Origin of the sequence: Streptomyces sp. NBC_01294 (assembly GCF_035917235.1) — a bacterium.
Lineage (GTDB): Bacteria > Actinomycetota > Actinomycetes > Streptomycetales > Streptomycetaceae > Streptomyces > Streptomyces caledonius.
In genome coordinates this window covers 1,761,829-1,787,705 of the sequence record NZ_CP108423.1, presented here as the reverse complement: position 1 = coordinate 1,787,705, position 25,877 = coordinate 1,761,829, and the positions used below count along the sequence as shown (strand labels likewise).

22 protein-coding genes and 1 pseudogene are annotated in these 25,877 nt (G+C 72.5%); 18 read left to right on the top strand and 5 right to left on the bottom strand.

All coding sequences use genetic code 11. The features are described from left to right. Positions 1-51: 51 nt before the first annotated feature. The 16 genes from OG534_RS08090 (at position 52) to OG534_RS08015 (ending at position 18,072) form a co-directional block, all read left to right on the top strand. A complete protein-coding gene (locus OG534_RS08090) occupies positions 52-2,442 on the top strand; it encodes a collagenase (protein WP_326593523.1) in 2,391 nt (796 codons plus the stop codon). A gap of 81 nt (positions 2,443-2,523) precedes the next feature. After that, a complete protein-coding gene (locus tag OG534_RS08085) occupies positions 2,524-3,729 on the top strand; it encodes an NAD(P)/FAD-dependent oxidoreductase (RefSeq protein WP_326587399.1) in 1,206 nt (401 codons plus the stop codon). Next, positions 3,729-4,040, top strand: coding sequence for a (2Fe-2S)-binding protein (locus OG534_RS08080; RefSeq protein ID WP_326587398.1), 312 nt, complete (start codon positions 3,729-3,731; stop codon positions 4,038-4,040). The genes OG534_RS08085 and OG534_RS08080 overlap by 1 nt, the downstream gene beginning before the upstream one ends. Before the next feature lie 244 nt (positions 4,041-4,284). Then, positions 4,285-5,829 (top strand): FAD-dependent oxidoreductase, encoded by a 1,545-nt coding sequence (locus OG534_RS08075; RefSeq protein WP_326587397.1) that lies wholly within the window; start codon positions 4,285-4,287, stop codon positions 5,827-5,829. Between the two features lie 76 nt (positions 5,830-5,905). Continuing rightward, a complete protein-coding gene (locus tag OG534_RS08070; RefSeq protein ID WP_326587396.1) occupies positions 5,906-6,820 on the top strand; it encodes a dihydrodipicolinate synthase family protein in 915 nt (304 codons plus the stop codon). A 20-nt stretch (positions 6,821-6,840) separates the two neighbouring features. After that, positions 6,841-7,845, top strand: coding sequence for a proline racemase family protein (locus OG534_RS08065; RefSeq protein WP_326587395.1), 1,005 nt, complete (start codon positions 6,841-6,843; stop codon positions 7,843-7,845). After that, on the top strand, positions 7,842-8,858 hold the full coding sequence (locus OG534_RS08060; RefSeq protein ID WP_326587394.1) for a proline racemase family protein: 1,017 nt from the start codon (positions 7,842-7,844) through the stop codon (positions 8,856-8,858). The genes OG534_RS08065 and OG534_RS08060 overlap by 4 nt, the downstream gene beginning before the upstream one ends. Before the next feature lie 32 nt (positions 8,859-8,890). Continuing rightward, a complete protein-coding gene (locus OG534_RS08055; RefSeq protein WP_326587393.1) occupies positions 8,891-9,901 on the top strand; it encodes an ornithine cyclodeaminase family protein in 1,011 nt (336 codons plus the stop codon). Continuing rightward, positions 9,894-10,604, top strand: coding sequence for a GntR family transcriptional regulator (locus tag OG534_RS08050; protein ID WP_326587392.1), 711 nt, complete (start codon positions 9,894-9,896; stop codon positions 10,602-10,604). Before OG534_RS08055 ends, OG534_RS08050 begins: the two co-directional genes overlap by 8 nt. Before the next feature lie 158 nt (positions 10,605-10,762). Next, a complete protein-coding gene (locus OG534_RS08045) occupies positions 10,763-11,488 on the top strand; it encodes a scabin-related ADP-ribosyltransferase (RefSeq protein WP_326587391.1) in 726 nt (241 codons plus the stop codon). A gap of 262 nt (positions 11,489-11,750) precedes the next feature. Further along, the gene (locus tag OG534_RS08040) at positions 11,751-13,493 is read left to right on the top strand and encodes an ABC transporter substrate-binding protein (protein ID WP_326587390.1); all 1,743 of its coding nucleotides are present in this window, start codon (positions 11,751-11,753) and stop codon (positions 13,491-13,493) included. A 32-nt stretch (positions 13,494-13,525) separates the two neighbouring features. After that, positions 13,526-14,476 carry an ABC transporter permease gene (locus tag OG534_RS08035; protein WP_326587389.1) on the top strand — a complete coding sequence of 317 codons (951 nt, stop codon included), beginning with the start codon at positions 13,526-13,528 and terminating at the stop codon, positions 14,474-14,476. Continuing rightward, positions 14,473-15,459: an ABC transporter permease gene (locus OG534_RS08030; RefSeq protein ID WP_326587388.1), complete on the top strand. Its 987-nt coding sequence runs from the start codon at positions 14,473-14,475 to the stop codon at positions 15,457-15,459. The genes OG534_RS08035 and OG534_RS08030 overlap by 4 nt, the downstream gene beginning before the upstream one ends. After that, positions 15,459-16,475, top strand: a complete 1,017-nt coding sequence (locus OG534_RS08025) for an ABC transporter ATP-binding protein (protein WP_326587387.1) — start codon at positions 15,459-15,461, stop codon at positions 16,473-16,475. Before OG534_RS08030 ends, OG534_RS08025 begins: the two co-directional genes overlap by 1 nt. Further along, the gene (locus OG534_RS08020) at positions 16,472-17,455 is read left to right on the top strand and encodes an ABC transporter ATP-binding protein (RefSeq protein ID WP_326587386.1); all 984 of its coding nucleotides are present in this window, start codon (positions 16,472-16,474) and stop codon (positions 17,453-17,455) included. The genes OG534_RS08025 and OG534_RS08020 overlap by 4 nt, the downstream gene beginning before the upstream one ends. 293 nt (positions 17,456-17,748) lie before the next feature. Then, positions 17,749-18,072, top strand: coding sequence for a hypothetical protein (locus tag OG534_RS08015; RefSeq protein ID WP_326587385.1), 324 nt, complete (start codon positions 17,749-17,751; stop codon positions 18,070-18,072). Between the two features lie 58 nt (positions 18,073-18,130). Here the strand turns inward: OG534_RS08015 and OG534_RS08010 are convergent, their stop codons facing one another. After that, positions 18,131-20,221, bottom strand: a complete 2,091-nt coding sequence (locus tag OG534_RS08010) for a S9 family peptidase (protein ID WP_326587384.1) — start codon at positions 20,219-20,221, stop codon at positions 18,131-18,133. A gap of 182 nt (positions 20,222-20,403) precedes the next feature. On the opposite strand from OG534_RS08010, the gene OG534_RS08005 reads away from it, so the two are divergent. Beyond that, on the top strand, positions 20,404-21,858 hold the full coding sequence (locus OG534_RS08005; RefSeq protein WP_442807220.1) for an MFS transporter: 1,455 nt from the start codon (positions 20,404-20,406) through the stop codon (positions 21,856-21,858). 10 nt (positions 21,859-21,868) lie between these two features. On the opposite strand, the gene OG534_RS08000 is transcribed toward OG534_RS08005, so the two are convergent. The 4 genes and pseudogenes from OG534_RS08000 to OG534_RS07985 all read right to left on the bottom strand — a co-directional run bounded on the left by OG534_RS08000 (position 21,869) and on the right by OG534_RS07985 (position 25,529). Further along, the gene (locus OG534_RS08000) at positions 21,869-23,281 is read right to left on the bottom strand and encodes a cytochrome P450 (RefSeq protein WP_326587382.1); all 1,413 of its coding nucleotides are present in this window, start codon (positions 23,279-23,281) and stop codon (positions 21,869-21,871) included. A gap of 187 nt (positions 23,282-23,468) precedes the next feature. Beyond that, positions 23,469-23,723, bottom strand: coding sequence for a hypothetical protein (locus OG534_RS07995; RefSeq protein WP_326587381.1), 255 nt, complete (start codon positions 23,721-23,723; stop codon positions 23,469-23,471). A 96-nt stretch (positions 23,724-23,819) separates the two neighbouring features. Then, positions 23,820-24,398 carry an HD domain-containing protein gene (locus OG534_RS07990; RefSeq protein ID WP_326587380.1) on the bottom strand — a complete coding sequence of 193 codons (579 nt, stop codon included), beginning with the start codon at positions 24,396-24,398 and terminating at the stop codon, positions 23,820-23,822. Between the two features lie 12 nt (positions 24,399-24,410). Then, positions 24,411-25,529: pseudogene (locus tag OG534_RS07985) on the bottom strand (helix-turn-helix domain-containing protein). Positions 25,530-25,711: 182 nt separating this feature from the next. Between OG534_RS07985 and OG534_RS07980 the strand changes: the two are divergent. Next, entirely contained in the window at positions 25,712-25,876 is a 165-nt protein-coding gene (locus OG534_RS07980) for a hypothetical protein (RefSeq protein ID WP_326587379.1), read from the top strand. The last annotated feature ends 1 nt before the right edge of the window (position 25,877 follow it).

The following is a 25,877-nucleotide window of genomic DNA, read 5'->3' as shown; positions in this document are numbered from 1 at the left end:
GGCAGTTCACGCACCACCCCCCACCTCACCCTCTCCAACCAGGAGTTCTCGGTGCTCAAGCACAGAGCTGTGCGCTCTTCCCTTCTCGCCTCCGCCGTAGCCGTGACCCTCCTCGCCACCGCGGGACAGGCCACCACCCAGGCCGCCGGGACCGCGGCCCCGGCCGCCTCCACCGGGGCCCTGACCGCCGCCCCGGCCGCCGCCGCCCACGGCCCCACGGGGAACCCCTTCGACGAGGTCGACCGCTTCGCCGACGCCAAGGACAACACCCCGGCGCCCGCCCCGGCCCCCGGCGGACAGGCTCTCGCCGGGCAGGTCCCCGGCGCGGCGACGGCCGGCGCCGCGCCCGCCCAGGACCTCGAGAAGCGCGGCACGGCGGCCAAGGCGGCCCCCACCGCGAAGAGCGTCGCCGCAGGCGTCCCCTGCACCCTCGACGGGATCACGAACCTCGGTCCGGAGCAGTTCGCCGACTTCCTCGCCGACCAGGCCGTCCTCGCCGACGGCTGCCTGCGCGGCCTCATCTGGACCTGGGACGCCCGCCTGACCCCGGTCATGTCGGACGCGCACGTCCAGGCCGTCTCCCGCCGGATATCCAGCCTGGCCGCCGCCCACGACGGCCGTAACTCCTCCCACCTGGAGGAGATGTTCACGTACCTGCACGCGGTCGCCTACCACGACTACTCGCGCACCGAGATCGACGTCACCGACGCCCCCACCGTCGACGCCATGCGCCGGGCCATCGCCGACTTCGCGGGCGCCGCCCGCACCTTCGACGCGACGCCCGCCAACGCCCGCACCCTGCGCGAGGCCCTCTACGCCGGCAGCGCCCCCGGCCTGCGCCACCACCAGCTCGGCCTCATCAAGAAGGTCCTGGCCGCCATGGACCCGGCCCACCCGGCCACCCACCGCGACGCCGGCTGGGCGGGCGCCGCGCTGGCCGCCCTCTCCGTCAACTACCTGGGCGTCTACCCGGGCAACCAGGACACGGCCTTCCACTCGGCCGTGGCGGGCGACGCCTCCTACCGCGCCACCTTCAAGGCCTTCTCCACGTACACGCACCTCAAGGACACGGCGAACGCCTGGGTGGTGCGCGACGCCCTCAGCGAGTACGCCCGCTTCGGCGAGGTCAACGGTCTCAGGGAGCCGGTCGTCGCCGACCTCGGCGCCCTGCTGGAGCCCGTCAAGGCCGCGTTCGGCAACGGCAGCGAGCCGTGGGCCAAGATCGTCTCCTGGCTCAACTACTACGAGGCCTGCAAGCCGTACGGCGTGTGCAAGGAGGACATCGAGAAGCAGCTCTTCCCGTACACCTACATCTACGACAACGGCGCCATCAAGGTCCGCACCGGCCTGGACCGGGCCACCGTCGACCAGCTCTACTACGCGAGCAAGCAGGTCAAGGCCCAGTACCACCGCGTGCTCGGCACCGACCAGCCGCTCGCGGGCGACCCCAACGCGACGCTGAACATCGTGCTCTACGGCTCCCGCGCCGACTACGTGAACTACCACCCGATCCTGACCGGGTACGACACCAACAACGGCGGCATCTACATCGAGAACGGCGCGACCTTCTACACCTACCAGCGCCGCGTCCCGCAGGACTCCTCCCTCACCCTCGAGGAGCTCTTCCGCCACGAGTACACGCACTACCTCAACGGCCGCTTCGCCGTCCCCGGCTTCTTCGGCCAGGGCCCCTGGTACGAGAGCGACCGCACGACAGCCATGGACGAGGGCACGGCCGAGTTCTTCGACGGCGCCACCCGCGACAACGGCATCGCCGTCCGCAAGTCCCTCGTCAAGAGCATCATCAGCGACACGGCCGGCGGCGGCCCGCGCATGAGCGTCGAGCAGCTGCTGAACGCCACCTACGACGGCGACGGCTTCCGCTTCTACAGCTACGCCGGCACGTTCTTCGAGTTCCTGTGGACCGAGAAGCCCTCGCAGCTGCGCGAGATGTACACGCACCTGCGGGCGAACGACGTCGAGGCGTACGACGCCTGGCGCCACCGGATGGGAGCGGACACCTACCTGCAGCGCGACTACGACCGCTTCCTGGACGCGCAGATCGCCAAGGTCGACCAGCTCTTCGTGCCGAACACCACCTTCACGCCGAACGACCAGCTGCGCGACTCCGCGCTCGCGTCGGTGAAGTCGACCTTCGCGACGGCCACCTACAACACCCCGGACTGCGTGGAGAACGGCGAGCCCGGCAAGCGCAGGTTCACCTGTACCGGCCGGATCACCGCGAACCTGAAGAACTGGCGCAGCGACGACCAGAACTTCAAGGACATGTCGGAAACGGTCGACTACTTCATCCTCGACCGGGCGGGCGCGGCCTCCAGCAACCTCGCCGACATGAACTGCTCCTTCGGCCCGCTGGAGATCTGGACCAACAACAAGGCGGGAACGTCGAGTTACAGCTGTGAGGGCCCCCTGCGCGGCTGACGGACACCCGACCGGCCCTGCGCCTGAGGAGGGTGCAGGGCCGGTCTGGGCAGGCACTAAAGAATGTGACATATTACTGCTGTGCTCAAGAGACACTCCCTGGACGCCGTGATCATCGGCGCCGGCGTCGTCGGGGCGGCGTGCGCGTACTACGCGGCCCGCGCCGGACTCTCCGTGGCCGTGATCGACCGCGGACCCGTCGCGGGCGGCACGACCGGCGCCGGCGAAGGCAACCTGCTCGTCTCCGACAAGGAGGCCGGACCGGAACTCGACCTCGCCCTGCTGTCCACCCGGCTCTGGACCGAACTCGCCGCGGTCCTCCCGCCGGAGATCGAGTACGAGTCCAAGGGCGGGCTCGTCGTCGCCCCGGACGAGACCACCGTGAAGGCCCTGCGCGGCTTCGCGGACGGCCAGCGCGCGGCCGGGGTCGAGGCGGTCGAGGTGGCGGCGGACGCCCTGCACGACCTGGAGCCTCACCTGGCCCCCGGCCTCGCCGGCGGATTCCACTACCCGCAGGACGCCCAGGTCCAGCCGGCCCAGGCGGCGGCCCGGCTGCTCGCCGCCTCGGGGGCCGAGGTGTACCTCGGCGAGGAGGTGACCGGCCTGCTCCTGGACCGGGGTGCCGTACGAGGGGTCAGCACCCCGCGCCGCGAACTCCTGGCCCCGGCCGTGGTGAACGCGGCCGGAACCTGGGGCGGCCGTGTCGCCGGGCTGGCCGGGGTCACCCTGCCGGTCCTCCCGCGCCGCGGCTTCGTCCTGGTGACGGAGCCGCTGCCGAGGGTGGTCCGGCACAAGGTCTACGCCGCCGACTACATCGCCGACGTCGCCAGCGGATCCGCCGCCCTGCAGTCCTCGGCGGTGGTCGAGGGCACCCCGTCGGGCCCGGTCCTGATCGGCGCCACCCGGGAGCGGGTCGGCTTCGACCGCGGCCTGTCGACGGAGGCGCTGCGCCGCCTGGCCTCCCAGGCCGCGGCGCTCTTCCCCGTCCTGGCCGACGTCCGGGTCATGCGCGCCTACCACGGCTTCCGCCCCTACCTCCCCGACCACCTCCCGGCGATCGGCCCGGACCAGCGGCGCCCCGGGCTGCTGCACGCCTGCGGCCACGAGGGCGCGGGCATCGGTCTGGCCCCCGCCACCGGACTGCTGATCGCCGCCGCCCTGACGGGAGCCGAACCCCCGCTCCCCGCACACCCGTTCCGCCCGGACCGCTTCGGTACGGACGCGGACGCGGGCGCGGCCGACCCCTCCGCCGACCCCTCCGCCGACACCCCCGAGGAGCACTCCTGATGCGCAGCCCCCGCTCCCTGGTCGGCGGCACCCCGGCGGCCGCGTACGAGATCACCTTCGACGGGCGGGACTTGACCGCCCTGCCCGGCCAGAGCGTCGCCGCGGTGCTCTGGGGCGCCGGCATCCTCGCGTGGCGGACCACCCGCGAGGGCGGCGCCCCGCGCGGCGCCTTCTGCGGGATCGGCAGCTGCTACGACTGCCTCGTCACCGTCAACGGCAGCCCGAACCAGCGCGCCTGCCTGGTCCCGGCCCGGCCGGGGGACACCGTCACCACCCAGGAGGGAACCGGCCATGCCGACCTCGCCGTCTGAGCCCACCGGCCCGGCTCCCGCTGCCGTTTCGGCAACCGGCCCGGCTCCCGCTGCCGTTTCGGCAACCGGCCCGGCTCCCGCTGCCGTTTCGGCAACCGGCCCAGCTGCTGCCGACCGCGCTCCGGCTGCCGCTCCGGACGCTGCTCCCTCTCCTGATGCCCGCCTCGCTGCGGCCGTCGGCCCGGCCGATGACGCTGCCGCTCCTGCCCCCTGCGGCTGTGGCGCTCCGGTTGCCGCTGCTGCCGTGCCTGCCGCCGCCCCGGCTGCCGCCGCCGGCCGTGCTCCGGCTGCCGCCGCCGCGCCTGCTCCCGCCGCCGCTCGCGCTCCTGACAGCGACGCCGCCGTCGACCTCGCCGTCGTCGGCGCGGGTCCGGCCGGGCTCGCGGCCGCCGTCACCGCCGCCGGCCTCGGCCTGCGCGTCATCGTCCTCGACGCCGGCGACCGTCCCGGCGGTCAGTTCTACCGCCATCCCGCCCCCGGCCTGGGCGCGGCCCGCCCCGGGGCCCTCCACCACGGCTGGGACGCGTTCGCGACACGCGAAGCCGCCCTGCGCGCCCACGAGTCGGCCGGCCGGATCACGTACCTCCCGCGCCACCACGTGTGGACGGTGGTCCCGGGCGGGGAGCCCGGGGCGGGCCCCGGGCCGGCCGCGCCCGCCACGGAGTGGATCCTGCACGCCGTCGCCGGCCACGCCCCCGAGGAACGGGCCGTACGCGTCACGGCCCGGGCCGTGCTCCTCGCCACCGGCGCCTACGAGCGGCAACTGCCCTTCCCCGGATGGACCCTGCCCGGGGTGGTCGGGGCCGGCGGGGCGCAGGCCATGCTCAAGAGCGGGCTGGTCCTGCCGGGCAAGCGGGTGGTCGTCGCGGGGAGCGGGCCGCTGTTGCTCGCCGTGGCCGGGTCCCTCGCCGCTGCCGGAGCCGCCGTGCCCGCCGTGGTGGAGGCCGCCTCCTACACCGCGTACGCGGGCCGGCTCCCCGTCCTGCTGCGCAACCCCGGCAAGCTCGCCGAGGCCGCCGTCCACGGCGGGGCGCTGGCCAGGCACCACGTCCGGCTCCTCACCCGGCACGCCGTCACCGAGGCCCACGGCACCGACCGCGTCGAGGCCGTCACCGTGGCCCGGCTCGACCGGGACTGGCGCCCGCTGCCCGGCACCGCCCGCCGCATCCCCTGCGACGCCCTCGCCGTCGGCCACGGGCTCGTGCCCCAGCTCGAACTCGCCACCGGCCTCGGCTGCGCCACCCGGCGCAGCTCCGACGGCACCGTCGCCCTCGTCCTCGACGCCGAGCAGCGGACCTCCGTCCCCGGCCTCTGGTCGGCGGGCGAGACCGGTGGCATCGGTGGCGCCCAACTGGCCCTGATCGAGGGCGAACTGGCCGCGCACTCCATCGCGGGTGCGGTGCACGGAGCACCGGGACACGCCCCGCGCGGCCGCCGAGTCCCCCGGCTGACCCGCGACCGCGCACGGCTGCGCGCCTTCGCCGACGCGATGGCCGCCGCGCACCGCCCCGGCGAGGGCTGGACCGGCTGGCTCCGCGACGACGCCGTCGTGTGCCGCTGCGAGGAGGTCCCGGCCGGCCGGATCCGCGAGGCCGCCGAGGACCTCGGCGCGCGGGACGCCCGCACCGTCAAACTCCTGACCCGGGCCGGCATGGGCTGGTGCCAGGGCCGGATGTGCGGCCCCGCCGTCTCCGCCCTCGCGGGCGAGGAGCCGGCGGCCGACCGGCGGCCGTTGTCCTGCCCGGTTCCGCTGCGCCACCTCGCCGAACTTCACACCGGCGACCGCTGATCGGGCCGCCCCGGCCCCTTGTGGGCGCCCCGCACCCACTAGTAAAATGTCACACACCACTCTAGGGAGCTCTCTCATGACCCACGCGCACACCCCCGCGCCCCGCACCCGCCCCTGGCACGGAATCATGGTCGCCACCGCGCTCCCCCTGCGCGAGGACCTCACCGTCGACTACGACGCCTACGCCGAGCACGTGGCCTGGCTGATCGCCAACGGCTGCGACGGCGTGGTCCCCAACGGCTCCCTCGGGGAGTACCAGACCCTCACCGACGAGGAGCGGGCGCGCGTCGTCCGTACCGCCGTCGAGGCGGCCGGCGACGGCGACCGCGTCATGCCCGGCGTCGCCGCCTACGGCAGCGCCGAGGCCCGCCGCTGGGCCGAACAGGCCGCCGAGGCCGGTGCCGGCTCCGTACTCCTCCTGCCGCCCAACGCCTTCCGCGCCGACGAGGAGACCGTGCGCGCCCACTACGCCGAGGTCGCCCGCGCCGGGCTGCCCGTCGTCGCGTACAACAACCCGTACGACACCAAGGTGGACCTGACCCCGGCCCTCCTCGCCCGGCTGCACGCCGACGGCTCCATCGTCGCCGTCAAGGAGTTCAGCGGCGACGTGCGCCGCGCCTACGAGATCGCCGAGCTCGCCCCCGGCCTCGACCTGCTCATCGGCGCCGACGACGTCCTGCTCGAACTCGCCCTCGCCGGCGCCGTCGGCTGGATCGCCGGCTACCCCAACGCCCTGCCGCAGTCCTGTGCCACCCTCTACCGGGCCGCCGTCGCGGGCGACCTCGACACCGCCCTGCCCCTCTACAAGTCCCTGCACTCCCTGCTGCGCTGGGACTCCAAGACCGAGTTCGTCCAGGCCATCAAGCTCTCCATGGACCTGGCCGGCCGCCCCGGCGGCGCCACCCGCCCGCCGCGCTTCCCGCTCACCGGCGAGACCGAGGCCGCCGTCCGCGCCGCCACCGAGAAGGCCCTCGCCGAGGGCCTCAACTAACCAGCTGGAGGGGACGCCTGATGCGTACGCGCCACGTCTACCACGCGGTGGACTCGCACACCGAGGGGATGCCGACCCGGGTGATCACCGGGGGAGTCGGGGTGATCCCCGGCGCCACGATGGCAGAGAAGCGGCTCCACTTCATCGAGCACCTGGACCACGTCCGGACCCTGCTCATGTACGAGCCGCGCGGGCACTCCGCGATGAGCGGCGCGATCCTGCAGCCCCCCACCCGCCCCGACGCCGACTTCGGCGTCCTCTACATCGAGGTGTCGGGCCTGCTCCCCATGTGCGGGCACGGCACCATCGGGGTCGCCACCGTCCTCGTCGAGACCGGCATGGTGCCCGTCGTCGAGCCGGTCACCACCGTCCGGCTCGACACCCCGGCCGGGCTGGTGAGCGTCGACGTCCGGGTCGAGGACGGAGCGGCGACCGCCGTCACCCTCACCAACGTCCCCTCCTTCAGCGTCGGCCTCGAGCTCAAGGCCGACGTCCCCGGCTTCGGCCCGGTCACCTACGACCTGGCCTACGGCGGCAACTTCTACGGCTTCGTCGAACTGGACGCCCTCGGCCTGTCCTTCGACCGTGCCCGCAAGGACGACCTGCTCGCCGCCGGACTCGCGGTCATGGACGCGATCAACTCCTCCGGCGACCGCCCCGTCCACCCCGAGAACCCCTCCATCGCCGGCGTCAAGCACGTCTACCTCGCCGCCCCGGGCTCCGACGCCCACCGCTCCCGGCACGCCATGGCCATCCACCCCGGCTGGTTCGACCGCTCGCCCTGCGGTACGGGAACCAGCGCGCGGATGGCACAGCTGCACGCCCGCGGCCTGCTGGAGCTGGACACGGACTTCGTCAACGAGTCCTTCATCGGCACCGAGTTCACCGGCCGCCTCGTCGGCGAGACCACCGTCGGCGGACTCCCGGCCGTGGTCCCCACCGTCACCGGCCGGGCCTGGATCACCGGCACCGCCCAGTACTTCCTCGACCCGGCCGACCCCTTCCCCGGAGGCTTCCTCCTGTGATCACCGTCCGCACGGTGGACTACCACACCGCCGGAGAGCCCTTCCGGATCGTCGACACCGGCGCGGAGGGCCTGCCCGTCCCCGGGGACACCGTCGCCGAGCGCTGCGCCACCGCCATCGGCCCGGGGGGATCGGGGACCGCCCCGCGCCGGGGCGCGCTGGACGGCGTACGGCGCCTGCTCGTGCAGGAGCCGCGCGGACACGCCGGGATGTACGGGGGGTTCGTGGTCCCGGCCGACGACGACGGGGCCCACTTCGGCGTGCTGTTCTGGCACAAGGACGGCTACTCCACCGCCTGCGGCCACGGCACCATGGCCCTCGGGGTCTGGGCCGTGGACACCGGCCGGGTCGCCGCCCCGGACGACGGGGACGTCCCGGTGCGCATCGACGTGCCCTCCGGGCGGGTCACCGCCACCGTCCACCGGGACGGGGGTCGCACCACCGGGGTCACCTTCCGCAACGTCCCGGCCCGGGTGGGCGCCCGCAAGGTCCCCGTCGCCACCTCGCTCGGACTCGCCGACGTGGACATCGCGCACGCCGGGGCCTGTTACGCCTCGGTCCGCGCCCGCGACCTCGGCCTGGACGTCTCCCGGGCCGCCCTGCCGGCCCTGGTGCGGGCCGGGCAGGAGGTCCGGGCCGCGCTGGCCGGCCATCCGGCCACCTGGCACCCCGACGGCCCGCTGCTGTCCGGGGTCTACGGGGTGATCCTGTACGAGGAGCTGCCCGACACCCCCTTCGGGCCGCACCAGCGCAACGTCACCGTCTTCGCCGACGGGCAGATCGACCGCTCGCCCTGCGGCTCCGGCACCTCGACGCGGCTCGCGCTGCTCGCGGAGGACGGGCGGCTCGGCCCGGGCGAGGACCTGCTGCACGAGTCGGTCACGGGCACGGTGTTCACCGGCCGGATGCCGGACGGCGGGGTCACCGAGGTCACCGGCACGGCCTACCGCACCGGCGAACACGCCTTCGTGGTGGACCCGCACGACGCGCTCGGCGCCGGGTTCCTCCTGTGACTCCGCCGCCTGCCGCGTCTCCCGTGCCGGGGATGCCGCAGCTGAGCGCCGAGGCCATGGCCGGGCTGATCACCCCGGCCGCGGCGGCCGACGCCCTCGCCGCCGCCCTGCTCGGCGGTCTCGACCCGGAGGGCTGCCCGCCGCGCTCCGCGATCGCCGTGCCCGGCGGAGGCGAACTGCTGCTGATGCCGGCCGCGTCCGGCGCGTACGCCGGCGTGAAGATCGCCGGGGTCGCGCCCGGGAACGCGGCCCGCGGACTGCCCCGGATCACCGGCTCGTACCTGCTGCTGGACGGGCCGACCCTGCGCCCGCTGGCCCTGTTCGACGGCGCGGCCCTGACCACCCTGCGCACCCCGGCGGTCTCCGCGCTCGCGCTGCGCCACCTGGCCCCGGCCGGGCGTCCGTTGCGGCTGGTGCTCTTCGGCTCCGGACCGCAGGCGTACGGGCACCTCGAAGCGACCCTCGCCGTACGGGAATTGGCGGAGGTGGTGGTGGTCGCCCGCAACCCCGGGGGCGCGCAGCGGCTTGCCGCGCACGCCCGCTCCCTGGGCACCGCCGCCCGGACCGGGGCCCCGAAGGAGGTGGCCGACGCCGATCTGGTCATCTGCTGCACCACGGCCCGCGAACCGCTCTTCGACGGGCGACTGGTCGGGCCGGCCGCCACCGTCGTCGCCGTCGGCTCGCACGAGCCGACCGCCCGGGAGACGGACACGGCCCTCGTGCGACGCGCGGCCGTGTACGTCGAGTCGCGCGCGGCGGCCCTGCGCGAGGCGGGGGACCTGCTGGTGCCGGAGGCCGAGGGGGCCATCGGGCCCGGTCACATCACCGGCACCCTCGCCGACCTGGTCGGCGGGCGGATGCCGGCGGGCGGGCCGCGGAGTTGTCCACAGCTCTTCAAGAGTGTGGGCATGGCCTGGGAAGATCTCGCTGTGGCGGTCGCGTTGTACGAGGCCGCCGGAGTGCGAGCAGCGCAACGTGACATTGTACGCTGGTCCTCTGCTCGTCGGTGGTGTCGGGGGTCTCGGAGGAAATGCAATGGGTGACCTGAAACAGCACAGTCTCATCAAGGCCCAGGAACGACTCCGCGACCAGGTCGGCCACGCACTCCGAGCCGCGCTGATAGCGGGTGAGCTGCGCCCCGGGAGCGTCTATTCCGCACCGGGCCTCGCGGCGGAACTCGGTGTCTCGGCCACGCCCGTGCGCGAGGCCATGCTCGACCTCGCGCGGGAGGGCCTGGTCGAGCCGGTCCGCAACAAGGGGTTCCGGATCACCGAGGTCAGTGAGCGCGACCTGGACCAGTTCACCGAACTGAGGACGATGATCGAGGTACCGACCATCGGCCGGATCACCAAGATCGCCACGGTCGAGCAGCTGGAGGCGCTGCGGCCCATCGCGGAGGAGATCGTCACCAGCGCCCGCGAACACAACCTCATCGGCTACCTGGAGGCGGACCGCCGCTTCCACCTGTCCCTGCTGGCCCTCGCGGGCAACGACCGGCTCGTCGAAACGGTCGGCGACCTGCGCAAGCGGTCCCGGCTCTACGGCCTGACCGGCCTGGACGAGGCCGGCAAGCTGGTCTCCTCGGCGCAGGAGCACATCGAGCTGCTCGACCTGATGATCAGCGGCGACGCCGCGGCGGCCGAGGCCTGCATGGTCCGCCACCTCGGCCACGTCCGCTCCCTCTGGGCGCAGGGCCGCGACGAACCGGTGGGCCGCACCCCGGGCGGCCTCGGCTCCGGCCTCTAGTGCCGTGAACGGGAGGGTGCGCCGGGCCGGGCGGCCCTGAGCCGGGCGGGTGGGCTCGTGGTGCCAGCGGGTGATGGTTGCGGACGAAGGTCGGTTCCGCTCGAAATTCGGCTAATAACACCGAGTCCTGTGTGCCGAATGAAGAGGTTGTGCCGACCGTGTTGAAGACTGCAATTCGGATCGCTTCCGCCGCCGTCCTGGTCACCGTCTCGTTGGGGTTCGGCTCACCCGCCGGCGCCGCGGCGGATCCGTACCCGGGCACCCCGCAGCAGATCCGTGACACCGGCCCCTGCGGCCCGACCGGCGGCTACCGTGCGTCGGAGTGGATGGAGACCACGACGGACCCCACGATCCGGCCGCAGGTGGACCTCGCCGCGGTGCGTGAGGCCTGGTACTGGCGGCACGACGTGAACACGCTGTGGCGGGGCGACTCGCGGGACCCCCAAACGATCTTCCCCAGCGGCTTCGCCCCACGGGGCTCGACCCTCACCCCGCTGTCGCAGTGGATCATCGGGGGCGCCGGGCAGCAGAACGCCGCTCACGTGAGCACCAGTTGTGAGCGGTGGGTGGCGCAGGAATTCGCCACGGGCGGCGGGGTCGACGGCTGGGTGTACGCGATCCAGGCTCCCGGCGGGATCGACGTCAACGCCACCGCGCGGCAGACCGGCATCCAGTCGACGCACCTGTGGAACAAGGAGATCGACTTCCCCGGCGGCATCGAAGGCAGGTTCATCGAGGGGGCTTGCCAGTACCACTTGGTCCGCCACGACCCGCAGACGAACGAGAGGGTCTACCGGAACCTCGGCTGTGTGACGAACAGCAACTTCCGTCCGGTCGTGAGCAAGGGCAAGGAAAAGGAACCGGCCGGTTCGCCGCACAGCTGATCCCCGGCGGGGGCGGGTGCCGCTCCGGCCGTTCGTGTGACGCGCAGCGCCAGGTGGTGACGGGGTGCAGACCCTCGACCGCCTGGCGCTGCGCGTTGTCGGGCAGTTGCCGCACTCGGGCTGCCCGGCAGCTCAACTCGCCTTCGGTTGCCCGGGTTTGGACACGGCTGGATAACGGCGGCGCCAACCCCTTGTCAGTGCAATTTCACATTACTATGTTACCGGTCACATCGTAGAGCGCGGCCCTTCACTGGAGTGACCCATGACCAAGCGCACCCAACTCGCCCTCGCCACCGCCCTGGTGGCAGCTCTCGCACTCGGCGCCTCGGGCTGCTCCGGAACCAAAAAGGGCTCGGCCGGCGCGGGTGCTTCCAACCCCGCCGCCGCCAACGACGGCAAGATCCTCGGCGGCACCCCGGTCAAGGGCGGCACCCTCACCGTCCTGTCCAACCAGGACTTCGCCCACCTCGACCCCGCCCGCAACTGGACCATGCCGACCATGGACTTCGGCACCCGGCTGCTCTACCGCACGCTCGTCACCTTCAAGGCCGAGCCCGGCAAGGCCGGCAGCGAACTGGTCCCCGACCTCGCCACCGACCTCGGCACCCCCTCCAATGGCGGCCGCACCTGGACCTTCACCCTCAAGGAGGGCGTGAAGTACGAGGACGGCTCGCCGGTCAGGGCCCAGGACGTCAAGTACAACGTCGAGCGCTCCTTCGCCCCCGACCTCACCGGCGGTCCCGACTACGCCGCCCAGTACCTGGCCGGCACCGAGGGCTACAAGGGCCCGCTCCAGGGGCAGCACCTGGACTCCGTCAAGACCCCCGACGACCGCACGATCGTCTTCGAACTCAAGCGTCCGGTGGCCGAGTTCTCCGCGACCGCCACCCTGCCGACCTTCGCGCCCGTCCCCCAGTCCCAGGAGAAGGGCACCCAGTACGACGCCCGCCCGTTCTCCTCCGGCCCGTACAAGATCGAGTCGTACGACCGCGACAAGAAGCTGGTCCTCGTCCGCAACGAGCACTGGGACCCGGGGACCGACACCGTCCGCAAGGCCTACCCGGACAAGTTCGTGGTCGTCATGGGCCTCAAGGGCGGCCAGATCGACGACCGGATCATCGCCGGCGAGGGCGCCGACGCCTCCACCGTGCAGTACGCCGACATGCGCCCCGAGAGCGCCCCCAAGGTGCTGCCCAAGCCCGAGGTCAAGGCCCGGCTGCTCGCCGAGTCCCAGGGCTGTACGGAGATGCTCCACCTGAACAACTCCCGCGCCCCGTTCAACGACCCCAAGGTCCGCGAGGCCATGCAGTACGCCGTCGACAAGGAGGCGATCGTCACCGCGGGCGGCGGCCCGGCGCTCAACGAGGTCGCCACCGCCTACCTGCCCCCGGCCCTCTCCGGCGGAAAGCAGGCCGACACCCTGAAGATCGCCCCCTCGGGCGACCCGGCCAAGGCCAAGGAACTCCTCAAGGCCGCCGGCAAGGAGACCCTCAAGGTCTCCCTCGCCGTCTCCACCGGCGACAAGGGCAAGGCCGAGGCCATCCAGCAGGGCCTGTCCCGCGCCGGCGTCGAGGTCGTCATCGACACCGTCGACCCGGGCGCCTACTACGACGTCATCGGCGACCTCTCCACCACCCCCGACATGACGCTCACCGGCTGGTGCCCCGACTACCCCTCCGGCTCCACCTGGATCCCCTTCGTCTTCGACGGACGCACCATCAAGGACAAGGGCAACCAGGGCAACTACAGCCAGTTCCGCGACGAGGCGACCATGAAGCGGATCGACGAGATCAGCGCCATGGCCGACGCCAAGGAGGCCAACCAGGCCTGGATCGACCTCGACGCGGCCCTGATGGCCAAGTCCCCGAACGTCCCGATCCTGCTGGAGCGCAAGCCGCTCCTCGTCGGCACCAACATCGCGGGTGCCTTCGGCCACCCCGTGTGGACCGGCACCATCGACTACGGGACGATCGGACTCAAGGACCCGTCGAAGAGCCAGGGCTGAGAGGGCGGAGAGACCGAAGGATCCCCTCAGCCATGACCGCCACCGCATCCGCCGCGGCCGGTCCGGAGGCGAACGAGGTCCCCCCGGGAAGCAGCCCCTGGCAGCTCGCCCGGCGGGAGCTCCGCCGCCGCCCCGCCGTCCGCGTCAGCCTCTGCGTCGTCCTCCTCTTCGTCCTCATGGCCCTGACCGCGCCCTGGCTGGGCGCGCTCGGCGGCTGGTCCCCGCACGAGTTCGACAAGTCCGCCATCGACCCCTACCTGGGGGGCCAGCCGCTCGGCTCCCTCGGCGGGATCAGCGCCGAGCACTGGCTCGGCGTCGAACCCGTCACCGGGCGCGACCTGTTCGCCCGCGTGGTCCACGGCGCGCAGGTCTCCCTCCTGATCGCCTTCGCCGCCACCGCCATCGTGGTCCTCGCCGGCACCGCCGCCGGGATCGCCGCCGGCTACTTCGGCGGCCGAACCGACGCGGTCCTGTCCCGGCTGATGGACCTGACCATGTCCTTCCCCTCGCTGATCTTCATGATCGCGATGCTGTCCGTCGCCAAGGACGTCAACCGGATCGTCCTGATGACCACCGTCATCGGGGTCTTCGGCTGGCCCGGCGTCGCCCGCGTGGTCCGCGGCCAGGCCCTCTCCCTCAAGCACCGCGAGTACGTCGACGCCGCCCGCGTGGGCGGCTCCGGCCCCTGGCGGATCCTGACCCGCGACATCCTCCCGGGCGTCGCCGGCCCGGTCATCGCCTACACCACCCTGCTCATCCCCGGGATGATCAGCACCGAGGCCGCCCTGAGCTACCTCGGCGTCGGAGTCCGGCCGCCCACCCCGTCCTGGGGCCAGATGATCGCCGAGTCCGTCGCCTACTACGAGACCGACCCCATGTACTTCGTCATCCCGAGCGTCTTCCTCTTCCTCGCCGTGCTCGCCTTCACCCTGCTCGGCGACGCGCTGCGCGACATCCTCGACCCGAGGGGCGGCCGCAGTTGATCCTCTACCTCGCCCGCCGGCTGCTCGCCCTCGCCGGCGTGCTCCTCGCCATCGCCGCCGTCACCTTCCTCATCTTCCACGTCCTGCCCTCCGACCCGGCCGCGGCCGCCTGCGGCAAGACCTGCAGCGCCGAGCGCCTGGCCGACGTACGCACGTACCTGCGCCTCGACCAGCCCCTGTGGCGGCAGTTCGCCGACTTCCTGACCGGCATCTTCACCGGCCGCACCCTCGGCACCGGGCAGTACGCCGTCGCCTGCGACTTCCCGTGCCTGGGTTACTCGTACGAGAACTCCCTCCCCGTGTGGGACCTGCTGATGGACCGGCTCCCGGTCTCCGCCTCCCTCGCCCTCGGCGCCGCCGTGCTGTGGCTGGTCCTGGGCCTGGGCGCCGGGGTGACCGCCGCCCTGCGCAAGGACACCGTCACCGACAAGGCCCTGATGGTCGGCGCGGTCGCCGCCGCCTCGCTGCCCGTGTACTTCACCTCGGTGATGCTCATCTACGGGGTCATCCGCATCGCCGGCCTGCTGCCGTACCCCACCTACCAGGCCTTCACCGACAACCCGTTCGGCTGGGCCTCGAACCTGCTCCTGCCCTGGACCGCACTCGCGCTGCTGTACGCCGCCATGTACGCCCGCCAGAGCCGCGGTTCGATGATCGAGGCGATGGCCGAGCCGTACATCCGCACCGCCCGCGCCAAGGGCATGCCCGAACGGACGGTCGTCGTCAAACACGGGCTGCGCTCCGGGATGACGCCCATCGTCACCATCTTCGGCATGGACCTCGGCAGCCTGCTCGCGGGAGCCGTCATCACCGAGTCCATCTTCGGACTCCCGGGCGTCGGGCGGCTGTTCTACGGCGCCCTGGTCAACTCCGACCAGCCCGTGGTCCTCGGCGTCACCCTGCTCGCCGCCTTCTTCATCGTCGTGGCCAACCTCCTCGTCGACCTCCTGTACGCCGTCATCGACCCGAGAGTGAGGTACTGATGACCGCTCCTGCTCCCGCTCCGCTCCTCGAAGTACGCGATCTGCGCGTCACGTTCACCACGGGGCGGGGGACCGTACGGGCCGTCGACTCGATCGGCTTCACCGTCGAGGCCGGCCGCACCCTCGGCATCGTCGGCGAGTCCGGCTCGGGCAAGTCCGTCACCTCGCTCGCCGTCATGGGCCTGCACCGGGGCGCGGTCGAGGTCAGCGGCTCCGTCGCCCTCGCCGGACGGGAACTGACCACCCTGTCCGAGCGGGAGCTCTCCCGGGTCCGCGGCCGCCGGATGGCCATGATCTTCCAGGACCCGCTCTCCAGCCTGCACCCCTACTACACGGTCGGCGAGCAGATCGCCGAGCACTTCCGGGTGCACTTCAAGGCCGGCCGCGCCGCCGCCCGCAAACGGGCCGTCGACATGCTCGGCGAGGTCGGCATCCCGGAACCGGCCCGCCGCGCGGGGGAGTACCCGCACCAGTTCTCCGGCGGCATGCGCCAGCGCGCGATGATCGCCATGGCCCTGGCCTGCGAGCCCGACCTGCTGATCGCCGACGAGCCGACCACCGCCCTGGACGTCACCGTGCAGGCGCAGATCCTCGAACTGATCGCCCGCCTCCAGCAGGAGCGCGGCCTCGGCGTCGTGATGATCACCCATGACCTGGGGGTCGTCGCCCGCGTCGCCCACGAGGTGCTGGTCATGTACGGCGGCCGGGCCGCCGAACAGGCCCCGGCCGACGACCTGTTCGCCGACCCCGCCCACCCCTACACCCGGGGCCTGCTCGACTCGCTGCCCCGCCTCGACACCGCCGACGACCAGCCGCTGCCCTTCATCCCCGGCTCCCCGCCCTCCCTCCTCGCGCCGGCCCCCGGCTGTGCCTTCGCCCCGCGCTGCCCCGGGGCGGCCGCGCGCTGCACCGACGTACGGCCGGAGCCGGAGGCGTACGGGGACGGGCCGGCGCGGACGGTGGCCTGCCACTTCGCCGGGGCCCCGGCCCGTACCGCCGAGGAGGCGGCCCGATGACGACCGACACCGCCACACCGCTGCTGTCCGTCCAGGACCTGACCATGACCTTCCCCGGCCGACGATCCGTGACCGGGCGCCGGGGGGCGCCCGTGCGCGCCGTCGACGGGGTCTCCTTCGACCTGGCGGCCGGGCAGACCCTCGGCCTGGTCGGGGAGTCGGGCTGCGGGAAATCCACCACCGGACGGATGCTGGTGCGGCTGCTGGAACCCACCTCGGGCCGGGTCGCCTTCGAGGGCAAAGACATCAGCCGGCTGTCCCAGGGCGCCATGCGCCCGCTGCGCAAGAGCATCCAGATGGTCTTCCAGGACCCGCACTCCTCCCTCAACCCCCGCCAGACCGTGGCCCGGATCATCTCCGACCCGCTGCTGGTCCAGGGCTGGAGCGCGGGGGACGCCCGCCGCCGCGCCGCCGAGCTGATGGAACTCGTCGGGCTGATCCCCGAGCACATCGACCGCTACCCGCACGAGTTCTCCGGCGGCCAGGCCCAGCGCATCGGCATCGCCCGCTCCCTGTCCACCAGCCCCCGGCTGATCGTCGCCGACGAACCGGTCTCCGCGCTCGACGTCTCCGTACAGGCCCAGATCGTCAACCTGATGGAACGGCTGCGCGCGGAACTCGGCCTCGCCTACGTGTTCATCGCGCACGACCTGTCGGTGGTCAAACGGGTCAGCGACCGGGTCGCCGTCATGTACCTCGGCCGGATCGTCGAGATCGGGGACAAGCAGTCCCTCTACGAGAACCCGCAGCACCCGTACACCCGGGCGCTGTTGTCCGCCGTGCCGCTGCCCGACCCGGCGGCGGAGCGGCGGAGGGAGCGGATCGTGCTGCTCGGCGACCCGCCGAGCCCGGCCGCTCCACCCCCCGGCTGCACCTTCCACCCGCGCTGCCCCAAGGCGCAGGAGATCTGCCGCACCGAGCGACCGCTGCTGCGGCCCGCCGCCTCCCGCGAGGTGGCCTGCCACTTCCCCGGCGACTGACGGGGGTCCCAGGGGAAGAGCAAGGGCCCCGGAGACAACGGCGTCTCCGGGGCCCTTCGCGTTGCCTCCAGCCCGCTCAGGCCGATTCGATGTCGTCGACGGCTGTCGAGATCTCTCGGCCGGACGGGCCACGGATGCAGGCGAGTTCCACCCAGTGCTTGATCCCGGTGGCGGACACACTGGGGAAGAAAGGGAGGACCCGGGGCCGGCACGACCGGCCCCGGGTCCTCCCGGGCTTTCGTCGTGCAGCGTGCCCGTACCATCTTTGATCACCTAGATGAGGCGGGTACTGAATGACCGACCAGCGGATACCGGGGCTCACCCGTCGCCATCCGGTGGTGACGGCCGCGTGCGCGGCCATCCTGCTCGGACTGCACACGGTGGCGGGCTTCTTCGTCCTCAACGCGCTGCTCACCGAGTCGGAAGGGCCCTGGGACCGCACGGTGACGGACACCGTGCGCCTGATGGCGGGGCTCGGACTGGTGGTGGAGCTCCTGGCCGTCGCGGTCACGGCGGCATGTGTGAACACGGGCCGGCTCGGTCGCTGGTGGTACGCGCCGGTGACGGCTCTGGTCCTCACCGCGCTGATCCGGATGGTCTTCGCCCCGCAGCCCTGACCGCCCGGCCGGGCACGCCCCGCCGGTGCCGAGGCCGGCGGGGCGCAGGGGACGCTGCTCAGGCCAGTTCGCGGCGGAAGAACTCCAGTTCCAGCGCCATCAGCTTCTCCCGGTTCCCGCCCGGGAGCATGTGGGTGACGCCGGGCAGGGCCAGCAGCTGGTGCGGGCGGCCCGCGTCGGTCAGCGCCTGCGACAGGCGCAGGGTGTGCGACGGGTGGACGTTGTCGTCGGCCAGGCCCGTGATCAGCAGCAGCGGCCGGGACAGGCCGGGGGCGTCCGCGATCAGGGAGTCCCGCTCGTAGACCTCCGGGTGGTCCTGCGGGAGACCCAGGTACCGCTCGGTGTACGCCGTGTCGTAGTACCGGAAGTCGGTCGGCGGGGCCCCGGCCGCCGCCGCGTGGAAGACGTCCGGGCGGCGCAGCACCGCCATGGCCGCGAGGTAGCCGCCGTAGGACCAGCCGCGCACGCCGACCCGGCCGAGGTCGAGGTCGCCGTGACGGGCGGCGAGCGCGTGGAGCGCCGCGACCTGGTCGTCGAGGGTGACGTCGGAGAAGCCGCGGTACATGGCGTGCGTGTGGGCGGGGGAGACGTTCGCGGTCCCGCGGTTGTCGACGGTCACCACGGCGAAGCCCTGGTCGGCCCACCACTGGCGGGCCTGCCAGCGCCGCGGTTCGGCGCTGACGTCCTGCGCGCAGGGGCCGCCGTAGCTGTCCATCAGCACGGGCAGCCGCCGGCCGGGGACGTGGTCGCGGGGCAGGACCAGGGCCGTGGGGATGCCGTGCTCGGTGACCCGCTCCAGGATCGGGACCACCCGGTAGGGCATCGGCTCCGACAGGTCGGCGGGGACCAGCTCGCGCCCGTCGGCGGTGCGTACGAGGCGCCGTACCCCGTCGGCGTCGGCGGAGGTCAGCAGCAGCGTCCCGGCCGAGGCGGACACGGTGTGCACCCCGGGCCCGTCGGCGACCGGGGCCAGCTCCCCGGTGGCCGGGTCCAGCAGCAGCACCTGCTGCTCGGAGGGGTCGCGCAGGGCGGCCTCGACGAGCAGCCGGTCCTCGTGGACCCCGGCCACGCGGCGGACCTGGATCCCGTCCCCGGTGAGCAGTTCGCCGTCCACCGCCAGGGCGCGGGCGGCGCCGCCGGGGGTGTCGGCGGCGGTCAGCATCCGGCCGTCGGCGAGGCGGGCCGGGGTGCCGGGGACCAGCGGGTCCACCCACTGCGGGTGCGTGGTGCGGGACAGCTCGCGGGTGCGGCCGGTGGCCGGGTCGGCGGAGAGCAGCAGGACGGTCTGCTGGAGCCGGTCCTGGACGGTCAGCAGGATCTCCTCGGCCGACTCCCAGCCGGCGTCGGAGACGTAGGGGTAGGTTGCGGCGTCCCAGTCGAGCCGGATCCGGGTCCCTTCCCCGCCCCCGCCCTCGCCCTCGCTCGCGCCCGCGCCCGCGCCGAGGACCCAGAGCTGGACGTCGGCGTTGGGTCCGCCCGCCACCGGGTAGGCGAAGTCCTCGGCCGGGAGCTCGGGGTGGGCCGGGTCGGTGAAGTACCGCCGCTGGAGGGCGGATTCGTCGACGCGGGCGGCCAGCAGGGTGACTCCGTCCGGGGACCACCAGTGACCCCGGGCGCGGTGCAGTTCCTCGGCGGCGGCAAACTCGGCGACGCCCCAGCGGGCCCCGTCGTCCGGGCTGACCCGGCCGCCCGGGGCGACGTACAGGGCGTCGTCGGCGACGTACGCGGTGCGCGAGCCGTCGGCGTTCGGCCTCGGGTCCATGGCGGGTCCGGCGGCCGGGATCTCCTTGGGCGCTCCGCCGTCGGCGGCGACCTCGAAGAGCCGCCCGTACAGCGCGAAGACGGCGCGCAGGCCGTCGCCGGAGAGGGCGTACGAGCCGATCCCGGCGGCGACGAGCCGGATCCGCTGGCGCAGCCGGCGCTCGGCGACGGGGAGGGGGCCCGGCTCGGGGCACAGCTCGCGGGGATCGGCAAGCCGGGACTCGGCTCCGGTGGCGGTGTCGAGCACCCAGAGGCTGTCGAAGGGGTCGGTGGGACCGGTCGAACGGAGGAACCAGAGCAGTCGGGCGTCGTCCCCGAAAGTGAAGGCGCGCGGGGCGCCGTAGGTGAATCGGGCCGTGGTCGCGGAGAGCCTGAGGAAGTCATCCATGATCATAGTGTGACATGTGAAATGTCACCTACACTAGGCCGTTCGAGTGGTGGCGCCTGGGGTGCGGGCTTAGCGTCGAAAGCGTGGAGCCGAACGCATCGCCGAGCAACCACGGGACCGACGGCAAGGTCCGAGGAAGCGGAAACGGACTCGCCCTGTTCGTCATCGCCTCCTGCCAGCTCATGGTGGTGCTCGACATCACGATCGTGAACATCGCCCTGCCGCACATCCAGACCGCCCTCGACTTCTCCACCGAAAGCCTTTCCTGGGTCGTCAACGCCTACACCCTCGCCTTCGGCGGTCTGCTGCTCCTCGGCGGGCGCACCGGCGACATCCTCGGCCGAAAACGCGTCTTCATCTTCGGTGTCCTGCTCTTCGGCCTCGCCTCCCTGCTCGGCGGCTTCGCCCAGAACGAAGGCCAGTTGATGGCCGCCCGCGCCCTCCAGGGTGTCGGTGGCGCCATCGCCTCCCCGACCTCCCTCGCACTGATCACCACGACCTTCCGTGAAGGCCCCGCCCGCAACCGGGCGTTCGGCGTGTTCGCCGGCGTCTCGGCGGCCGGCGGCGCGATCGGCCTGCTCGCGGGCGGGGTGCTCGTCGAATGGCTCAACTGGCGCTGGGTGTTCTTCGTCAACGTCCCCATCGCCGTGGTGATCGCGGCGCTGGCCGTGAAAGTCATCCGCGAGTCCGAACGCCACCCCGGACACTTCGACTTCGCGGGCGCGCTGCTGTCCACCCTCGGCATGGTCTCGCTCGTCTACGGCTTCATCCGGGCCTCCCAGGACGGCTGGCGCGACCCGGTGACGCTCGGCTCCTTCGGCGCCGCCGTGGTCCTGCTGACCCTGTTCATCCTCAACGAGCGGCGCTCGCCCCAACCGATCACCCCGCTGCACATGTTCGCCGACCGCAACCGGGCCGGTACCTACGGCATCATGCTCATGCTCGCCTGCGCGATCTTCGGCATGTTCTTCTTCCTGACCCTCTTCGTGCAGATCGTGCTGGGCTTCAGCCCGATCCAGGCCGGCCTCGCCTTCCTGCCGGTCAGCGTCGTGATCGCGATCGGCGCCGGCATCACCTCGCAACTGCTGCCGAAGTACGGGCCCAAGCCGTTCATGGTCATCGGCGCGCTGTCCTCGGCGGCCGGACTCGGCTGGCTCACGCAGACCGACATCCACTCCACGTACCTGGGCAGCATCCTGGGCCCGATGCTGCTCTTCGCCCTCGGCATGGGCCTGCAGTTCGTCTCGCTGACCCTGATGGCCCTGTCCAACGTCCCCGACCGGGAGTCGGGCGCGGCCTCCGGTCTGCTGAACACGACCCAGCAGGTGGGCGGCTCGCTCGGCCTGTCGATCCTGGTGACCGTCTACGGCACGGCGAGCCGCAACGAGGCCAAGGAGCAGCTTCCGAGCTTCCTCGGCACGGCCACCCCCGAACAGAAGGCCTTCCTCGTGCGCACCGGCCAGTTCCCGAAACCGTGGAGCGACCAGGTGCTCACCTCGGGCATCAGCGCGGCCTTCGTCGTGGCCTCCCTGTTCACCCTGGTCGGAGCGCTGATCGCGCTGTTCGCGATCCAGGTCCGCCCCTCGGACCTCGAACGCCTCCAGGGCAACCACAGCCCGACGGCGGACCGCAGATAGGACGTGTCCGCTACCCGTCCAGACGGCTGCCGAGGCGGCTGTCGAGGCGGCTGACCCGGCAGCGCGCCGGGCCGTTCGTCCGCAGGGTGATCCCGGCGCCGACCGGGATCTCGGTGTCCACGGCCTCGAACTCGTAGGCCCGCAGGATCATCGCCAGCGCGATCACCGACTCCAGCATCGAGAAGTGCTGTCCGATGCAGGCGCGCGGGCCGCCGCCGAAGGGGAACCACGCGTAGCGCGGCCGCGCCGCCTCCGCCTCCGGGGTGAAGCGCTCGGGGTCGAAGCGGTCCGGGTCCGGCCAGTGTTCGGGGTGGCGGTGCGTCACCCAGGGGGCCAGGATCACGTCCGCGCCCGCGGGGACGGCGTACTCCCCGATCCGGGTGGCCGCGACGGCCTTGCGGCCGATGACCGGCGCGGCCGGGTACAGCCGCATGGCCTCCTTGAGGACCTGGGTGAGGTACGGGAGCCGGTCCAGGTCGGCGGCCTCGGGCGTACGGTCGCCCAGGACGCGGGAGATCTCCTCGCGGGCCCGGTCCTGCTGCTCCGGGTGGCGGGCCAGCAGGTGCAGGGCGAAGCAGAGGGAGGTGGCGGTCGTCTCGTGCCCGGCCAGCAGGAAGATCAGGATCTGGTCGCGCAGCTCACCCGCGTCGAACTCCCCGTCGTCCGAGCTCTTGGCGGCGGCGAGCAGCGTCAGCAGGTCCTCGCCGGGGGTGTCGGCGCCGGCCCCGCGCCGCTCGGCGATGATCTTGTCGCACACCCCGTAGAGCTCGTCCATCGCGGTGGCCGCCCGCTTGTTGCCCGGCGTGGGCCAGTGGCGCGGGATGTTGGCGGGGGAGTAGCCGCGGCGCAGCACGTAGTCGGTGATGACCGGAAAGCGCCGGGCCACCACGTCGGCGGTGGTCTCGACGTCGGTGCCGAAGAGGATCCGGGCGACGGCGCGCAGGGCGAGGTGCATCATCTCGTCGGAGACGTCGACGACGCCGTCCGGGGCCTCCTCCCAGGCGGCGAGCACCGACGCGGTCTCGGCGGCGACGGCCCCGGCGTAGCCGTCCACCCGGCGCCGGGTGAACAGCGGCTGGACCAGCCGGCGCTGGCGGAGGTAGTCCTCGTCCTGACTGGTCAGCAGCCCGTTGCCGAAGGACTCCCGGACCTCCTGGTAGAAGGGGTTCTCCTTGCGGAAGTTGGCCGCCTCGGAGGCGAGGACCTGCTGCGCGCCCTCGGGGGAGAAGACGCAGTACAACTCGGCGCGCAGCCCGGGCGGGCCGGCGGTGATCCGAACGACGTCACCGTGCCGCTGCTGGGCCCGCAGATAGGTGCCGAGGGAGTCCGACTTGAGCTCGAAGAGCGACCCGAGCAACGGGACCCCCGCGAGACCGGGAACCTCCGTACCCGCATCGACCCCTGCGTTCGCTCCGACTGCCATGGCCGCCCCCTCGTCCCGTACCGAAGGCCCGATTCTGCCGCTCAGCCCCCACCCGTGGCGAGGCCCGTAGCCCATCAGGCCGAATACCGACGCCGGGCCACTCAACGCGGGAGCCCCCGGTCCTCCGAGACGGGAGGTGGGGGCTTCGTGAAGCGCGGGCCGGTGACGGTGAGTGTTTCCGCCTCGGTCAGCGGCGCCAGCGGTCGGGACTGGGGCCCTTGCAGGTGTAGAGCTTGCCGTTCTGCTTGCCGGTGCCGGTCGCTCCGGGCGTCGAGCAGTACGCGCCTGGTGTGACGGTGCCGCTGCTGCTGCCGCCCGTGCTCGAACCGCCCGAAGAGGAGGTACCGGAGGTGTCGTCGTCACTGCTGTCGCGCGTCGGCTCGGGCTTCGGGTGAAGGTCGGTGGAGGTTGTGGCCGGGCAGGCGGTGCCCGGTGCGACCACGTGGACGCTCGGGTCTGCGGACTTCGGAACGAGCTTGGTGCCGGCGGACGGACCCTGGAAGCAGACGACTCAGGGGACAGTTCGTCGTGCCCGAGCTCAGCCCTTCTCTCCGATGGCCGCCCGTAGCCAGTCGAGCGTGCCCTGCCCGAGCAGCTCCTCGGCGAGCCGCTTGCCCGTCTCGGTCGTGAGTCTGGCCTGGCTGTTGTCGATCCACCGCTGCGCGGCCTGGTACCCCTGGGCCTTGTACTCGATGCCCTGGAGCATGCACTCCAGCTTGTCCGCGTCGCGCGCGCAGACCGCCTCCGGCGAGTCCTTTCCCTCGTACTCGGCGACCAGGTCCTGGATCGCCGACGCGAGCACGTCCGGCATGCCCGCGGTCTGATCGGCGGTCACGGCCTCCGGGTCAGCGCTGGTCGCGTACTTCTTCCCCAGGTGGTTCACGTCCCCGGTGCGGGTCTCCTGGGTGTCGTGCCAGACAGCGAGGAAGGCCGCTCGCGCGGGGTCGGCGCCTTCCAGCTTCGCAATGATCGAGGCGATCAGCGAGGTGCGCCAGGAGTGCTCGGCGACGCTCTCGGGGTCGTTGACGCCGGCCATCCACCAGCCCGTGCGGCGGGTGTGCTTGAGGGTGCCTGCCTCGTAGAGGAAGCGCGCCACCGCGGACAGGTCGTCAGCCACTGTGTCTCCTTCTTACGCCTCGGCAAGGCGGATCGCGTACCGGATGCCCTCCAGCTCTCGGCGCGCACGCGTCGAGGCCGTGGTGCCATCCAACAGCACGGGCAGTTGGGACCGCAGCGCGCGCCCGGCATCCGAGCTGGTACGGAGGAGTCCCGGGCGCGCGGTGAGCAGCGCCCACAGCGTGTGCACGTTGAGGTCGAAGAAGCCGTGCGGTGGCGCGAGGGCCCCGACCAGGTGCCGGAGCAGTCGGTGTCCGTGCCAGGTCACCGTGCGGGGAGCGGCGATGAAGTCGTCGGACAGCTCGGGGTGTGCTGACTCCCCGATCCAGTACGCCCAGTAGCTGAGGTTGGCCGCCTCACCGGCCTCGTCGTCGTCCAAGTCCGTGGAGATGAAGTGCTGCATCCGATCTCGATTCCCCTGCCGTGCGGCCACAGCGGCAACGGAGCGGGAGGTGAGCCACTGGGTGAGCCAGTCGGATGGCCGCTCGGTCTTTCGCTGCTGGGCGAGCCAGTCGGAGGTGTCCGCCGCATCGTCGTAGCCGGCGAGGTAGAGAGCCTGTCGGCGGAGGAGGAACTGGCGCCCGGTGTGGGCTTCCTCGGCCATGCGCCGCATGTGGCCGAAGAACCTGCGGCGCTCCTCACTGGTGAGCTCGGGCCGGGAGGCGACGGGACCGCGGCGAGTACGCGGCGGGGGCCGGAGGGCGTGCATCGGCTCTGGGGTGACCCCGTTCAGCGGCCAGGCGAGCACCTCGACAAGATCACGCCGCATGACTCATGCTCCCAGGGGGCTGTCAGCTGGTGTCCCCTCGTCGTCCAGGGCGCCGGCCAGCAAGACGTCAACTTCCAGGGCCTTCTCCAAGGCCAAGAGCAGGGCGGGGCCGGCACCCATCCGCATCAGCCGGTTCCGGTGCACCAGCATCTGGCCGACGGCCAGGGCTGTCAGGGGGCGTCGGCCGCTTTCCCATCCGGCGACGGTGTCCGCCGAGACGGAAAACGCCTCGGCGAGGGTCTCCTGGGTGTGGCCGAGTTGCTCGCGGATGACGCGGAACACGTAGCCGGAAACCATGCCGCCGCGGCCTCGCCGCCGGCTTCCCTGACTGCCGGTCAGGGTGGTGGTCGGGTTGGTGCCCATGACGCTCCCTTTGCGTAGCCGTGCAGTCAAGTAACCCGTACTGGCGGTCACTTCGAGCGCATCCGCCCGGATTCTACGCTCAAATCCGTGGTCACCCGACTGCTCAGCGTAGCGGTTGTGGATGCGGTGAGAGCCGCCGCAGGAGGCCGTTCAAAACCCCTGACGACGGTAGGGAGCACCCCGTGACGAGCCCCACCCTTCGCGGCGTATGGAGCATCACCACACCGGACACCGCAGGCTCAGGCCTGCACGCGGTGGGTGAGCCCAGCGCCGAACTCCTCGACCGCGCTCTGGTCGGTTGGGAGCACTTCACCAGCACCACGGACGAGAAGCCGTCCGAGGGCTGAG

Bases quoted from the DNA above. Each gene is read 5' to 3' on its own strand.
- OG534_RS08020 (WP_326587386.1), top strand. From the start codon at position 16,472: ATGACGACCGACACCGCCACACCGCTGCTGTCCGTCCAGGACCTGACC.
- OG534_RS08010 (WP_326587384.1), bottom strand. From the start codon at position 20,221: ATGGATGACTTCCTCAGGCTCTCCGCGACCACGGCCCGATTCACCTAC.
- OG534_RS08005 (WP_442807220.1), top strand. From the start codon at position 20,404: ATGGTGGTGCTCGACATCACGATCGTGAACATCGCCCTGCCGCACATC.
- OG534_RS08080 (WP_326587398.1), top strand. From the start codon at position 3,729: ATGCGCAGCCCCCGCTCCCTGGTCGGCGGCACCCCGGCGGCCGCGTAC.
- OG534_RS08035 (WP_326587389.1), top strand. From the start codon at position 13,526: ATGACCGCCACCGCATCCGCCGCGGCCGGTCCGGAGGCGAACGAGGTC.
- OG534_RS08050 (WP_326587392.1), top strand. From the start codon at position 9,894: ATGGGTGACCTGAAACAGCACAGTCTCATCAAGGCCCAGGAACGACTC.
- OG534_RS08040 (WP_326587390.1), top strand. From the start codon at position 11,751: ATGACCAAGCGCACCCAACTCGCCCTCGCCACCGCCCTGGTGGCAGCT.
- OG534_RS08000 (WP_326587382.1), bottom strand. From the start codon at position 23,281: ATGGCAGTCGGAGCGAACGCAGGGGTCGATGCGGGTACGGAGGTTCCC.
- OG534_RS08070 (WP_326587396.1), top strand. From the start codon at position 5,906: ATGACCCACGCGCACACCCCCGCGCCCCGCACCCGCCCCTGGCACGGA.
- OG534_RS08025 (WP_326587387.1), top strand. From the start codon at position 15,459: ATGACCGCTCCTGCTCCCGCTCCGCTCCTCGAAGTACGCGATCTGCGC.
- OG534_RS08055 (WP_326587393.1), top strand. From the start codon at position 8,891: ATGCCGCAGCTGAGCGCCGAGGCCATGGCCGGGCTGATCACCCCGGCC.
- OG534_RS08015 (WP_326587385.1), top strand. From the start codon at position 17,749: ATGACCGACCAGCGGATACCGGGGCTCACCCGTCGCCATCCGGTGGTG.
- OG534_RS08065 (WP_326587395.1), top strand. From the start codon at position 6,841: ATGCGTACGCGCCACGTCTACCACGCGGTGGACTCGCACACCGAGGGG.